Source organism: Arthrobacter echini, from assembly GCF_004803505.1.
Lineage (GTDB): Bacteria > Actinomycetota > Actinomycetes > Actinomycetales > Micrococcaceae > Arthrobacter_D > Arthrobacter_D echini.
On the sequence record NZ_SSWH01000003.1, the window covers coordinates 58,410 to 72,301 of the forward strand.

Genomic DNA, 13,892 nt, shown 5'->3' on the forward strand with positions numbered 1-13,892 from the left:
TGCCGCTGCTGCGCTGAACCAGGATCTTAAACGAGGAGGAGCCACGCCTGACGGGCGTGGCTCCTCCTCGCGGACCATCGACACGACCCGGCGTGCCGGTTCGAGCCGAACTACTTCTTGCCGAAACCCTTGAAGCGGGCATTGAAGCGCTCCACGCGACCTGCGGAGTCCATGATGCGCTGCTTGCCCGTGTAGAACGGGTGGGACTCCGAGGAGATCTCGACCTCGATCAGGGGGTACGTGTTGCCGTCCTCCCACTCGATGGTCTTGGACGATCCGGCGGTCGACTTCGTCAGGAATGCCTTGTCGGAGGCCAGATCGCGGAACACGATCGACTGGTACTTGGGGTGGATGTCAGACTTCACGGGACTACCTTCTCTGGGTGCCTGGATTTTGCCAGGCACGAATGGTTGAAAGGGTGGCAACGGGGCCAACTGTCCATACTAGCGCAGGCTCCGTGCTCCTCGCGAAAGCAGTCGGCAAACAGCGCAGCATCGCTCACCACCGGCATTCCCAGAAGGCTACCGCGGCCGCAGCGGCCACGTTGAGCGAGTCCACTCCGGCGTGCATCGGGATGGTGAGGTTCACGTCGGCCCGCGAGAGTGCACTGCCGCTCAGCCCGTGACCCTCGGTGCCGAGGAGCAGTGCCAGGCGCTCGTGCGCGCGGGCGTCGAACACGCCGAGCGGCGTGGCGTCCGGGGTCAGGGCCAGCGCGGCGAGCGTGAATCCCGCGGCGCCGAGCACCTCGAGATCGTCGGGCCACGTGTTGACCCGTACCCAGGGCACCTGCAGCACGCTGCCCATACTCACCCGCACGGCACGCCGGTACAGCGGATCGGCGCTGCGCGGACTGAGCAGGACGGCGTCGATCCCGAGCGCTGCGGCCGACCTGAAGATGGCACCGAGATTGGTGTGGTCGATCAGGTCCTCGATCACGGCGACACGCCGGGCGGGGGCGAGGACGTCGGAGAGGAGTCGTGGTGGCGGACGGTGCATGGCCGCCAGAGCGCCGCGATGCAGCGGGAAACCCGTGATCGCCTCGAGCACCGGATCCGCCGCGACGAAGGCCGGGACGTCGGGGAACCGGGCGAGGACGTCGTCGAGACCGGGTACCCAGGAGCTGGTGAGGAGGAAGGACCGCGGCGCGTGGCCGGCGTCGATCGCCCGGCGCAGCACCTTCGGGCCCTCGGCGATGTAGAGCCCCTCGGCCGGTTCCTTCAGCAGGCGGAGCTGGACGTCGGTGAGCTTCCGGTAGTCCGAGATGCGCGGATCGTCGGAGGAGTGGACATCGATCAGTGGCACGGGGTCCGTCCTGGGGCCAGCGGCAACATCCCGTGGTGTCCGCTCATTGTCTGGCGACGGCCCTGTAACGCCCGTTCTCCCTCGTGAGACCGACCTCGAGGTCGAACGCCGCACCGAGGTGCTCCTCCGTCAGGACCTCCTCGATGGGTCCGGCGGACACCACGGCTCCCTCGCGCAGCAGCATCGCGTGGGTGAAGCCCGGTGGGACCTCCTCGAGGTGATGGGTCACGAGGACCATCGCGGCGGCGTCCTCGTCACGGGCCAGCGCACTCAGACGCCGGACGAGGTCCTCCCGACCGGCGAGATCGAGTCCGGCGAAAGGTTCGTCGAGGAGCAGCAGTTCGGGATCGGCCATGAGCGCCCGGGCTATCTGGACGCGCTTCCGCTCGCCCTCGCTCAGCGAGCCGAAGGGCCGGTTCATGAAGCGGGAGACTCCCCAGGTGTCGAGCAACCGCAGGGCGCGTCGCTCGTCGAGGCGCTCGTACTCCTCCCGCCAGCGGCCCGTAACGCCGTAGGAAGCCGTGACGACGACGTTCAGGACCGTCTCCTGCTCCGGCACCTGCGCGGCAAGTGCGGCCGACGCCAGCCCGATCCGCGGTCGCAGCTCGAAGACGTCGACGGCGCCCATGACCTCGTCGAGGATCCCGACCACCCCGCTCGTGGGATGCAGGCGCGCGCCTGCCAGCTGCAGCAGGGTGGTCTTCCCTGCGCCGTTGGGGCCCATGACCACCCAGCGCTCACCCTCGCGGACCTGCCAGTCGATGCCGTCGAGCAGCGTCTTGCCACCCCTGACGAGGCTCACGCCCGCCAGTTCCAGAACGTCGCTCATGGTCCTAGACACTAGGCTAAGGAGCGCCTCCGTGGCGAAATCCGTGGCGAACCCGGTGGCCGCTTCCGGACGGGCGACGACGGTTGCCTGCATCAGCGGCAGTGAGCACCCCGTGGGGTGGGGACAGGAGGAGCGTGATGACCGAAATCGCCGCTGAGATCACCGCTGACAGCGCCCGGGTCGTCGCCTATGCCAGAACCATCGACGACGGGCACCGCCTGTCCCTCATCCGGGCGCTGAGGCACAGCGGGCGGATCACTGCTGAAGCATCCGCCCAGCAGCCCACCTTCGACGTCCTGACCCTGAATCTCACCCCGTCCGCGGAGCTTTCGGAGCTCCGTGCACAGCTGTCGGTGTGGACCACGACGACGGGGATCGGCGCGGCATGCGTTCCGGCACCCGTCCACCGGCCGGGCCCGAAGCTGCTCATCCTCGACGTCGACTCGACCCTCATCAGGCAGGAGGTCATCGAGCTGCTCGCGGCCCATGCGGGTCGGGAGGCCGAGGTCGCGGCGGTGACGGAAGCGGCGATGCGCGGTGAGCTCGACTTCGCCCGGTCGCTGCACCGGAGGGTGCTCGCTCTGGAGTCCCTGCCGGTCTCGGTGGTCGACGCCGTCGTGGACCGGATCGAGCTGAGCGACGGCGCCGAGCAGCTCGTGACCGCCTACCACGATGCAGGACAGCCCGTGGGAGTCGTCTCGGGAGGCTTCTCCCAGGTGCTGGCGCCGCTCGCCGCCCGGCTCCGCCTCGACTTCGCCGAGGCGAACGAGCTCGAGATCGTCGACGGTCATCTCACGGGCCGCATCTCGGGTGCCGTCGTCGACCGGCGTGCCAAGGAGCGGGTGCTGCGGCGCGAAGCCGCACGCGCCGGCGTTCCGCTGGAGGCCACACTCGCCGTGGGCGACGGCGCTAACGATCTCGACATGCTGGCCGCGGCGGGTCTCGGCGTCGCGTTCAATGCCAAGCCCGCCGTCCGCGCTTCCGCCGGTGCTGCCCTGGACCTGCCCGATCTCGACGTCGTCCGGTACTTCTCGGGTCTCTAGCGTCTCTAGCGTCTCTCCGGCGGTCCCCGCCGGCTCAGCTCCTGGCGAGGAAGTCCTCCGCGCCGCCGACGTACTCGGTATGGCCGGTGGGTACATCCGCCGTGGCCATCCTGACGATCTCGGTGGCGAATTCGGCCACGGAGTAGAGCCGCCCTGCCTCCTGGCGCCGGGCCTCGATGGCCCCGGGAGTGGCGCGGTCCAGCAGCGTCGCCGTCACCGTCCCCTCGATCATGTCCCCCGAGACGACCACGAACGAGATGCCCTTCGCGTCCAGTTCCGGGATCATGGCCCGCAGTGCGTCCTCGCCGGCCCGCTTGCTGCGTGCGACCGGCTCGTAGGCCGCCATGGTCTCGACCTTCTCGACGAAGTGCGCCTGATGGCTCGTGATGAAGACCACGCGCGATCCGGCCGGCATGACGTCGACGGCCGCGGCGAGCATGGCCACCTGCGCGTCCCGGTTCAGCCGCAGGGCGTAGTCCTCGCCCATCGCCGTCTCCATGCCCCCGGAGGCGTTGAGCACGAGCAGATCCAGTCCCCCGAAGGTCGACACGGCGGTGTCCACGAGCGCTGCAGGACCCTCGGGCGTGGTCAGGTCGGCTCCCACGGCGACGGCCCTGCCACCGGCTGCCTCGATCCCCGTGACCACCCTGGTGGCGCGCGGCGCCTTCTGCCGGTAGTTGACGACGACGGCTGCACCCTGCGCCGCGAGTTGCGCGGCGACGTCGGCGCCGATGCCGCGCGAGGATCCGGTGACGATTGCCGTGGTGCCCTCGAGGGTGTCCATGCTGCTCCTTCTGGTGGGGATGACTGCTCTGTCGATGCCGTGCGGGCGGACCGCCGGTGTCAGTGGCCCATGCCGAGGCCGCCGTCGACCGGGATGACCGCACCGGAGATGTAGCCCGCGGCATCGCCGGCCAGCCAGGACACGACGCCGGCCACCTCGTCAGGCGACGCGAAGCGCCCGGCCGGGATGGTGGCGAGATAGCTCCTGCGCGTCTCCTCCGGCAGCGCGGCCGTCATGTCGGTGTCGATGAATCCGGGAGCGACGACGTTGGCCGTGATCCCGCGGGAGCCCAGTTCGCGCGTGATGGAGCGGGCGATCCCCACGAGCCCCGCCTTCGACGCGGAGTAGTTGATCTGGCCCGGCGCTCCGTAGAGCCCGGTGACACTGGAGATCAGGATGATCCGCCCGCGTCTGAGGCGGATCATGCCGCGGGAGGCGCGCTTGATCACGCGGAACGCTCCGGAGAGATTGGTGTCGACGACGTCGGTGAAGTCACTCTCGCTCATCCGCAGGAGCAGGGTGTCCCGCGTCATGCCGGCGTTCGCCACGAGGACCTCCACCGGGCCGTGCTCGGCCTCGACGCGCGTGAAGGCGGCGTCGATCTGTTCCTCGCTCGTGACATCGGCCCTGACCCCGAGCATTCCGGCGGGAATCTCACCTTTGCGGTAGGTGATGGCAACCCTGTCGCCGTTGGCTACGAATACCTTTGCGATAGCAAGTCCGATACCCCGGTTCCCCCCGGTGACCAGCACGCTCCGACCGGTCGTCGTCTTGCTCTCTGCATCAGGTGCCACGGGGTAACTCCTCTGTCTGCGGGCCGGAAGCGGTCCGTGTCATTCTCCCGCCGAGCGGGAGGACGCGTATCGAACTGTTCCGACGATCCTAACGAAGCATCCCTCGACTTCGGGAACGGGACCCGGAGTGAGATGATGGAGGGAGCCTTCCTGGAGTGTGATGAGCAAGCAAACCAAGCACAGCCCGGACGTCCACAGCATCTCCGATGCCCGGGAGTCGCACACCGACGAGATGCGAAGCCGCATGATCCGGTACTCGGTCTCCATGGGTATCCGCCTCGTCTGCTTCGTCCTCGTCTTCGTGGTCCCCTATGTCTGGCTCCAGTGGGTCATGGTCGCTGGAGCGGTCTTCCTGCCCTACTTCGCCGTCATCCTCGCCAACGGCGGGAGCGACACCAGCAGCATCCGCCACAGTGATGCGCTGCTCGATCGCGCCCCTCTCCGGGAACTCGAGGCGAAGGTCAGCGACGCCGGTACAGCCGATGAGGAAACGGTCCTCAGCGGGGAGATCATCGACGACCAGGGACCGGGGGCCCACGGCTCCCACACCACGCCTCCGACCGCCACGGGCAGGACCCGCACCGATGGCTGACCCGTCACCGCCCGATCCCTCGACCGACCCGCGACCCGCCGCAGCGGCTGGTATGGGACTGTTCGCTCCGGTGCAGCGCGAGGACGGCCGGCCCGTCTGCTCGCGGAAGAACTGCCGTGCTCCTGCACAGTGGCAGCTGCTGTGGAACAACCCCCGTATCCACACGCCCGAGCGCCGGAAGGCCTGGGCCTCCTGCGTCGACCACCGGGTGTGGTTCGAGGAGTACCTGATGGAACGTGGGCTCTGGAAGGAGACCCGTCCTCTCACCGCCGACCGACCGATGGAGACCCGCTAGGTGTACCGCTTCCTGTTCTCTGCGCGCTGGCTGGGCTGGCTCGCCCTCGTGCTGCTGATCGCCGCGGGATGCGTGGCTCTGGGTCGCTGGCAGTTCGAGCGTCGTGAGGCCGTCGTGGAGAACATCGAGCGCATCGAGGCGAACTACGACGCCGATCCGGAACAGTACGAGCCCGGCGGGCAGGTGCTGGACAGTTTCGATCCCGCGCAGGAATGGCGGCCGATCACGTTCATGGGAACCTACGACGTCGCCAACCAGGTGATCGTCCGCAACAGGCCACTGAACGGGCAGCCCGGGTACGAGGTGCTCACGCCGCTGCGGCTCGAGGACGGGACAGCCGTGATCATCGACCGCGGCTGGCTTCCCATCGGCAACGACGAGGCCGGACGACCCGATGAGATTCCTGCGCCGCCACGGGGCGAGGTGGAGGTCACGGCCCGGATCAAGCCGGGCGAACCCGCCGTGAATCGTGGCGCACCGGAAGGGCAGATCGCCTCGATAGATCTGACCTCGCTCGCCGAGCGGCTCGACTACCCGCTGCAGGATGCCGCGTACGGTCTCCTGGCCCTGGAACGGCCCGCCGCGGAACAGACCCCCATCGCCCCGCCCAAGCCCTCCGTGGACGAGGGCCCGCACCTGTCGTACGCGCTGCAGTGGTTCGCCTTCGGTGTCCTCGCGTTCATCGGCCTCGGCTACGCCGCGCGGCAGCAGCGCCGCAGCAACGCCGAGCAGGACGGCAGCGCACCTGCCGGGCCGACCCGGCGACGGCGGCCCTCCGCCGAGGAGGAAGAGGACGCCATCCTCGACGCACAGGCGAAGCGCTGAGACTTCCGAGGCGGAGCCGCCTGCCCGGTCCACGCGCTCGAGCCCGCCGCAGCCCTCCCGGTATCAGCCGCCGAGGGCTCGCCTCATGGCCTCGAGGGCAGGTGTCGGTTTCCCGTCCTCGAAGACGAAGTCATGGCCCTGCTGCAGCTCGCCGTCGTCGTCGACCCACCAGTTGTACCGGTTGTCCACCCCCCACGTCGTGTAGGAGACGCAGGCCGGGGAGCGGAAGCAGGTCGACAGCACCGCGGCGTACTGCTCGGCCTGGACCCGGGTCCCCTCCTCGTCCGTGACGTCGTTCTCCGAGATGCGCACACGCAGCCCGGCGTCGTCGAAGCGGGTGAGCGTCTCGGTGAGCGCCTCGACCGGGATCGCGTCGGTCCCGAGGTCGTAGACGTGCCCCTGGAGACCGACTCCCTCGATGTGTCCACCCCGCGCATTAGTCTCGAGGGCGAGCTCGAGCAGGGCGTCCTGGCGGGGCCCGGGAACGTCGGCACCGTTCTCGTTGATGAACTGCGCAACATCGGGATCGGCCTCGTGGACCGCCCGCGAGACCACGGCCGGGTAGTCCGGACCGAAGACGCGGTACCAGATGTTCTGCTGGAGACCGGTCCCCTGGTCGACGTCGAACGGTTCGTTGACGACGTCGAGCGAGGCGAGCCGTCCCCTGAAGTGGGTGACCACCGTGGTGACGTAGTCGATGAGGGCCTCCGCGCTCTCTTCGCGCTCGGCCTCGGATCCGCTCGGGAGTTCCTGCATCCAGCTGGGCATGGCCTCCGAGAAGGCGATGGTATGCCCATGGACGGCGAGCTGCTTGCTCTCGGCGACGTCGAGCAGGGCATCGGCCTCCTCGAAGGTATACACCCCCTGCCGCGGGGACAGGAACTGCGGTTTCATCGCATTCTCCGGTGTCAGGGCTCCGAAGTTGCCCACGAACTCGCGGGCGTAGTCGAGGTCGGAGGCGAGCGGACCCAGCGCCACCGCTGCACCGATGAGGAACTCCGGCCGGGTCCGGGCGGCCAGGGCCTGCAGCCCCTCCGCCGATTGCCCGAGCTGCAGGACGGCGGGGCCGGCCGTGGTCAGCGATGCCCCATCGGGAGCGGAGGCCGTGAGGGAATCCACCGTGAAGGAGCCCTCCTCACTCGACAGCCCGAGCCAGAGCTTCCCGGATGCGAACATGTCGCCGAGCGGTCCGGACCACACCGTGTCCGGGCCGCTGGCAACCTCGAGCGTCCGCCCGTTCCGACGCACCGCCAGCGACGCCCCACCCTCGGGTATCTCCACGCGCTGTTCGTGGGCGGGCTGCGGGTCCGTGACGACCTGCTGGGCCGCGCCGTCGAACAGCGCTATCTCGAGCTCGTCCCCGCGTAGGGTGAGCCTGAGGCTCGCCGGTTCGATCCGGAACTCGTCGGCGATCACCGGCGGGCTGTCGTAGACGGTCCAGGAGGCGTCCGCCGTCACGTCGGCGAACGAGGCGGCCAGGGTGAAGTCCCCCCCGGCCACCAGATGTGTGCCGAACAGGTTGACCGGCGGGTTCGGCTGTCCTCCCCCGCCGTCCTGCTCCACGATGCTCCGGACGGTGGGCTCGACCCGCAGCACCTCGCCGTGGTTCGTCACACCCGGCATGTGCTGCCAGTGGTGGCCGACCAGGTCGATCACCGGAACCGGCTCCTCGTCGCTCGAGCTGCACCCTGCCAGGGCCAGCACCAGTCCGGACACCAGTGCCGTCACCGCACGCCTCCGCCGCGTCGTCAGGGCTGCCACCAGCGGACGTCGTCCACGTAGGCGAGTATTCCTGACTCACGCGTCACGTACACCTGCAGACTCGCCCGCGCCACGTCTGTCGTGCTCGGTGAGTAGGTCAGGTCCACCGTGGCGTCCCCGACAGCGGTACTGGCGAGCTTCCACTGTCCGGAGATCCACGTGCCGTCGGCGTCGTACTCGTCGATGTACCACCCGACCTCGCCGCTACGGCGATTCCTGATGTCCAGGTACGCCGAGATGTTGTAGGTACCCGGTGTGACGTCGACCTGCGGCGAGAGCAGGTGGGCGTCCCCTGTTCCCGTGCCCTGCAGCTTCACCGAGTTCACCGGGTTGTCCGGGGCGCCGTTGCCGCCTGCATCCGCGACCACGCCCGTCGTGGTGTCGGATCTCCAGCCGCCGAGACCGGCATCGAACGTGCCGTTGGTCACGAGATTGGCGGGCGGAGGCGGTGGCTCCTCGCTGCCCAGTGCCAGCAACTCCACATTGTCCAGGTAGCCCCTGATGCCGGTACCCGCGACGATCACCTGGAGGCCGGCCTTCGCCACGAGCGTCGAACTCGGTGTATAGGTGAAGTTGAGCTCCTCCACCCAGCGGGAGTTCTCCCGCTTCCGGTACTGCCCCGAGATCCAGGTGCCGGCGGCGTCGTACTCGTCGACGTAGAAGGCCACTTCGCCCGAGGTCAGCGCCGAGACGTTGAGGAAGGTCTTGTACAGATAGTTCGTGCCCGGGGAGACCGCGACCTGCGGCGAGAACAGGTGGGACGGCGTGGCACGCGACACGAACTTCACCGAGCGCGCGGGATCCGGGTAGCTGCCGTTTCCGCCGGCATCCGCCGTGATGGTCGCGGGGGCGTCGGTCCGCCAGCCTTCGGCGATGCCGGAGTTGAAGGTGGCATTCGGCATCTTGTTGGGAGTACCCGTCACGATGCCCTGGGACGCGTTGACGTTCCTGATCCGACCTTCCGCCACCTTGGTCTGCACGTACGCGGCGAGCTCGTCCAGCTTTGCCGTGCCGTACTGGTAGTCCTCCGGGACGGTACTCGGCGACGGGACGATGTCGTGGAAGGTGAACACCACCCAGCTGTCGGTCGCGATCGCCTCGTCGACCTTCTCCTTGAGTGCCGCCACCGTGTCCGTGCCCTCCTCGACGGCCACGTTCGTAACCAGGTAGTCGCTGAAGGGCCACGGGTTCACGCCCTCGTCCCGGAAGCCACGCATCGACGTGTAGTACTTGGCCGTCGTGGCGAGGACGGTCTGGTCGTAGTCCCCGTACGGGGGAGCGAAAGCGGTCGCGGTGATCCCCTGGGCAGCGAGGGCGGCCCTGCTGTCGGCCAGCTGTGCGTCGACCTGTGCCGCCGTGAGCTTCCTGGCCTGGCAGTCGCCGCCCGCCGAGGCCAGGCACGAGTGATCGACGCTGTGCGAGCCGATCTCCCACCCGTACTGGCTGTTCAGCTGCTTGATCTGGGCCCACGTCATGTACGGGGCACTGCTATCGGCCCGGCAGGAGTTCGGCACACTCGTCATACCGACGCAATTCGTGATCACGTAGTTCGTGCCCGTCAGACCGTGCTTCTCGAGCGTCGGAGCTGCCTCCGTGAGGGAGTTGAGCTTGCCGTCGTCGAAGGTGAACGATACGAGCGCCGAGGGCGCCGGGTTGTCGACGACCGCGTGAGCCAGCGCGGGTGTCAGGAGCGCACCACCCAGCGCTGCTGACACCAGCGCGATGATCGCGAGGCGTGCGCGCCCCCGTGCCGCGCCGAGTCGGCTGCCGGTCCCAGTCCTTGACATGTGATTCTCTGTTCTCGTTGGGGTTCCCGTCGGGTGGTCGGCGACGATGGGGCGCACGGGCGATCCGCGCTCATGGTGTCTGCAGCAGATCGAACGCCCGGGCGACCGGCTGGACCTCGATGCCGCTGTCGTCGATGAGTTGCAACTGCTCCGCGAACACATCGCTGGTGATGGGGCTACGGTCCGACGCTATCGTGTTCTCCTCTATACCGGTCGCATCGGGGGTGGCGATCTGGTGGTAGACGAGGATGAGCCAGCCGTTGACACGGCTCGTGGCTGCGAGGGCTTCGTTCAGCTCGGCCGTGGTGGTCTCGTCGGTCACGTAGAACACTTTCAGGTTGTGTGGCTCCAGGTTCTGCGCCGTGTTGATTCCGTCGTCCGTGCCGCGTACCAGACCGAAGTATCTGGTGGCGTACCAGTCGACCTGGGGATCGGACCGTCCGTACGGCACCGCCAGGTCATCGGTGCCCAGGCCCGCGGACGTGAGCACCTCCTTGCTCCTCCTCATCTCCTCGTCCAGCCGGTCGGCGCCGATCGAGGTCAGGTCCACGTGCTCATAGCTGTGTGAGGCGATCTCGTGCCCGGCTTCGTGCAGCTCCCGCACCTCCGCACCCGTCATGAAGTTCGGCGTCTCGAGCGAACTGGGATTGACGTACTGGGTGGATCGGAAGCCATGCTGGTCGAGCAACGGCAGGGCGCGGTCGTACACCGACTGCCAGCCGTCGTCGAAGGTGATGGAGACCATGGGCTCGTCCCAGCGGAGGGGACCGGGTGCGGTGACGTCGACGAGGGAATAGTCGCGGACGCCGGTGGTGCCGTCACCGTGGGACACCAGGGTCACCATCACCGTCGTCGCACCGGCCGGTACCTGGAACCTGGTGCTGATCGTCGTCCACTCACCGGCGGGCTGGACCGTCGTCAGGTTGAGGAACGATCGTCCGCCGTCGGCGAGTTCGAACTCCGCCACGACGTCCACCTCGCGCTCGGACCGGTAGGTGGCCCCGAACTCGAAGGCCCGATCGACGGACACGGGCACGGGCTCGTACTGCCACTTGGCCTCACCGTCCTGATAGTCGGTGATGCGTGTCCACAGGAAGCTGCCGTCGTCGTCGGTGCTGCGTCCGGACTCCGCTCTCAACCGGCCGGAGGCGTAGGGGGTCCAAGCATGCGGTTGGGCAGGCTCGGCACCGGTGATCTCGGCACCGGGGACCTGGGCATCCGTGAGGCGGACGTCCGTGAACCGGGGGTCGGGAATGAGATTCGGCTCGGTCGTCGCTGCCGGTGGTACCAGGACATCCTCCGCAGCCTCGAGGTAGGCTCCCTCGACCCGGAGACCGGCCTTCGACGTCAGCCTGAAGACGTACTCCACGGCGGTGGTGGTCTCCGCGCCCCGGAACGCGTCGCTGACCGTGAACGGCGCATCACCCGGCCGCTCGATGGCGCTGGGCAGTTCCTCGAGGGTCGTCCTTCCGTCGGCATGATGCACGCGCACCAACAGCGTGAAATCCGCCGCGCTCGTGGTGAATGCCTTGAACAGATACGTCGTGTCCGGCTCCACCTCCACGCGCGGGCTCGTCAGGGTGACATCGCCCGAGCCGTAGGCCGTGACGTCGAGCTGCAGCGCCGTGTCGCTGACCTGTCCGTCGACCAGCGCCAGCGAGGCCCGGGAATCGCCGCTGTGATCGACCGTCCAGCCGCCCACGCCGTCCTCCGGCGCCGTCGGGTCACCGGACGCCGAGGTGGTGGGCTCTGCGCTCGGATCGATCGCCGGGAACAGATTCCCGCCTGGGCGCGATTGCGCGACGCTGCCGGTCCCGTCCGTGTACAGCACCCAGCCGGCGGTGATCACCGCGACCACCACCGCGACGACGACGAGCGGGTTCAGCAGCACTCGCAGGAGAACTCCCCGTCTACGCGGCACCAGCTGCCACCGCTCCACTGCCGGCACGCTGGGGGGAGGTCCAGGTGTTGATCTCGGGACGTACGAACAGGCCCCGCGAGCGGGCGATGCAGCGCAGCGCCGCAGTGAGCTGCACCAGATCCATGATGTAGAAGAGGAAGTACGCCGTGGGTGCGTAGACGGACAGTCGCGCCCGCTCCCGGACACTGAGGTTCTCGTCGAGCCAGACCGTCAGCAGCGTGTAGACGGTGATGGTCGCATAGGCGCCCAGGATCAGCGCCGGCGTCTGTGTCACGATCGACCAGTAGACCGCGTAGGTCCAGGCCAGGGGCGAGACGAGCAGGGTGAACTCGCTCAGCACCGCCATGGGCATCCGGTAGTACGTCAGGGTGCGTGAGTACCGTCGGCTCGGGTTCAGCATCAGGCCGCGGTACTTGACCAGGTTCTGCAGGCTCCCGTACTTCCACCGGTAACGCTGCTTCGCCAATGCCCGGAAGGTGAGCACACCCTCGGTCTTGGCCACCACGTCGGCGCCGAAGACCATCCGGAACCGCCGGTTGCCGAGGCTCGTGATCTTGGCACTGAGTCCGATATCCTCCGTGAGGGTGTCGGTGTCGTAGAAGTCGACCTTGTGCAGCACGCGCATGCGATAGGTGGAGGCGACCCCACCCACGACGAATTCGCAGTTCAGGATCGAGTAGAGCTTCTTCGAGCGGTAGCCGATCATGTGCTCGAAGCGCTGCAGGATGCCGAGCGCCGTCCCCTCCTCCATGATCTGCACGTTGGCGGCGACACCTGCCACGTACGGGTCGTCGAAATAGGTCAGTGCGTTCGAGATGGCGTCCGGATCGATGATCGAGTCGGCGTCGAGCGTCATGGCGAACTGGCCTCGCGCGTATCTGCGAAGTGCAGCGTTCAGCGCTGCCCCCTTGCCGACATTCGTGCGCATCCGCACCATGCGCAGGTCCATCTCGGGGTGACGCAACTGGTAGTCGCGCACCAGTCGGCCGGTCAGGTCGGTGGACGCGTCATCGGCGACCAGGACCTCGAAGAACTGGTAGTTGCTGCGCCGGACGGAATCCAGTGTCCGGACGATCACGCTCTCCTCGTTGTGCGCGGCGATGATGACGGACACCAGGCCGGGTACCTCGGGAAGGGCACGACGGTCCCAGACCGCCGTCGCAGCGGACTCCGGCTCGTGCGCGGCGGGGAGTCTGACGCCCGGTCGGCTCCTGCGCCGTTCCTGCCAGACGTCGTAGATATTGGCGCCCACCAGGTACAGGCCGAAATGGACCACATAGAGAATACTGACTCCGGCGAAGAGCCAGAAGATCACGAGCGCGAAGTCCACGCCTATGCCTTCGTCGAGCGGGAGGCGAGTGCGGGGACGCGCGTGCTGGACCGCGATCCCGTGTGATTCTCACGCGGGATCCGATGAACCACCCGGACGGGAGACGCGCCGGCAGCCGGAGCGAGCGGGGTGTCCTGCCCGTGGGTGTCGTCGGCGCGGACGGCCTTCGATGCGGCAGCGTCGGGTGCGATCGTCCCGGCCGGGGCCGAGCGGGCGCCACGTCGATAGATCCGGACCCCGACGAAGCGGAGGAGCACGGTGAGGATCACGAGGGACCACAGCACGATGCTGAGCTCGGCGACGAAACCGAGCAGGGACTCGAACATCGCACCGTCCCGACCGAAGGTCTCCTGCGAGCGCAGCGGGACACCCCCGAGGTGAGTCATCGCGGACGCTGCTTCTGTGGTGCTGGGTAGTGCGGTGCTGGGCGCGTAAATGGTGGGTCTCCCTGACGTTCGACTTCTCAGGGCACGACGGCGGACCCCCTTCGACTCTCCACGCTACGGACCCGCAGCTGCGGTTACACGAGTAGTAACTACGTGAAGAATCTGCCGGACCACATACTCAGACCCTGCGCAGTACCTACCGGAGCGGTCCGGCGAGGGGCACGAGGAAGGACGACGAACCGG

At 68.0% G+C, this 13,892-nt stretch carries 14 protein-coding genes; 4 read left to right on the plus strand and 10 right to left on the minus strand.

The annotated features are described in order from the left end of the window. Positions 1–110: 110 nt before the first annotated feature. From E8P82_RS04360 to E8P82_RS04370, 3 genes are all read right to left on the minus strand, one after another. Entirely contained in the window at positions 111–365 is a 255-nt protein-coding gene (locus tag E8P82_RS04360) for a type B 50S ribosomal protein L31 (RefSeq protein WP_136453284.1), read from the minus strand. A gap of 133 nt (positions 366–498) precedes the next feature. Further along, positions 499–1,293, minus strand: a complete 795-nt coding sequence (locus E8P82_RS04365) for a TrmH family RNA methyltransferase (protein ID WP_136453497.1) — start codon at positions 1,291–1,293, stop codon at positions 499–501. 52 nt (positions 1,294–1,345) lie between these two features. After that, on the minus strand, positions 1,346–2,131 hold the full coding sequence (locus E8P82_RS04370) for an ABC transporter ATP-binding protein (RefSeq protein WP_136453285.1): 786 nt from the start codon (positions 2,129–2,131) through the stop codon (positions 1,346–1,348). Between the two features lie 137 nt (positions 2,132–2,268). On the opposite strand from E8P82_RS04370, the gene serB reads away from it, so the two are divergent. Further along, complete coding sequence (serB, locus tag E8P82_RS04375; protein WP_136453286.1) at positions 2,269–3,174, plus strand: phosphoserine phosphatase SerB; 906 nt, start codon at positions 2,269–2,271, stop codon at positions 3,172–3,174. 34 nt (positions 3,175–3,208) lie between these two features. On the opposite strand, the gene E8P82_RS04380 is transcribed toward serB, so the two are convergent. Beyond that, positions 3,209–3,958 carry an SDR family oxidoreductase gene (locus E8P82_RS04380; RefSeq protein WP_136453287.1) on the minus strand — a complete coding sequence of 250 codons (750 nt, stop codon included), beginning with the start codon at positions 3,956–3,958 and terminating at the stop codon, positions 3,209–3,211. Between the two features lie 59 nt (positions 3,959–4,017). Further along, entirely contained in the window at positions 4,018–4,752 is a 735-nt protein-coding gene (gene fabG, locus E8P82_RS04385) for a 3-oxoacyl-ACP reductase FabG (RefSeq protein ID WP_136453288.1), read from the minus strand. 160 nt (positions 4,753–4,912) lie between these two features. Here fabG and E8P82_RS04390 point away from each other — a divergent pair, with 160 nt between their 5' ends. From E8P82_RS04390 to E8P82_RS04400, 3 genes are read left to right on the plus strand one after another with little or no spacing between them, the layout of a single operon-like run. Then, a complete protein-coding gene (locus E8P82_RS04390) occupies positions 4,913–5,344 on the plus strand; it encodes a DUF3099 domain-containing protein (RefSeq protein WP_136453289.1) in 432 nt (143 codons plus the stop codon). A gap of 52 nt (positions 5,345–5,396) precedes the next feature. Next, positions 5,397–5,639, plus strand: coding sequence for a hypothetical protein (locus E8P82_RS04395; protein WP_136453498.1), 243 nt, complete (start codon positions 5,397–5,399; stop codon positions 5,637–5,639). Beyond that, positions 5,640–6,464: an SURF1 family cytochrome oxidase biogenesis protein gene (locus E8P82_RS04400; protein WP_136453290.1), complete on the plus strand. Its 825-nt coding sequence runs from the start codon at positions 5,640–5,642 to the stop codon at positions 6,462–6,464. A 63-nt stretch (positions 6,465–6,527) separates the two neighbouring features. Here E8P82_RS04400 and E8P82_RS04405 read toward each other — a convergent pair whose 3' ends face one another. The 5 genes from E8P82_RS04405 to E8P82_RS04425 all read right to left on the minus strand — a co-directional run bounded on the left by E8P82_RS04405 (position 6,528) and on the right by E8P82_RS04425 (position 13,649). Beyond that, positions 6,528–8,225: an endo-1,4-beta-xylanase gene (locus tag E8P82_RS04405; RefSeq protein ID WP_136453291.1), complete on the minus strand. Its 1,698-nt coding sequence runs from the start codon at positions 8,223–8,225 to the stop codon at positions 6,528–6,530. Further along, positions 8,213–10,012 carry a polysaccharide deacetylase family protein gene (locus tag E8P82_RS04410; protein WP_168796485.1) on the minus strand — a complete coding sequence of 600 codons (1,800 nt, stop codon included), beginning with the start codon at positions 10,010–10,012 and terminating at the stop codon, positions 8,213–8,215. The genes E8P82_RS04405 and E8P82_RS04410 overlap by 13 nt, the downstream gene beginning before the upstream one ends. 70 nt (positions 10,013–10,082) lie before the next feature. Next, entirely contained in the window at positions 10,083–11,933 is a 1,851-nt protein-coding gene (locus tag E8P82_RS04415) for a polysaccharide deacetylase family protein (protein WP_136453293.1), read from the minus strand. Beyond that, a complete protein-coding gene (locus E8P82_RS04420; RefSeq protein WP_168796486.1) occupies positions 11,923–13,263 on the minus strand; it encodes a glycosyltransferase family 2 protein in 1,341 nt (446 codons plus the stop codon). Before E8P82_RS04420 ends, E8P82_RS04415 begins: the two co-directional genes overlap by 11 nt. 2 nt (positions 13,264–13,265) lie before the next feature. Further along, a complete protein-coding gene (locus tag E8P82_RS04425) occupies positions 13,266–13,649 on the minus strand; it encodes a hypothetical protein (RefSeq protein WP_136453295.1) in 384 nt (127 codons plus the stop codon). Between the last annotated feature and the right edge of the window lie 243 nt (positions 13,650–13,892).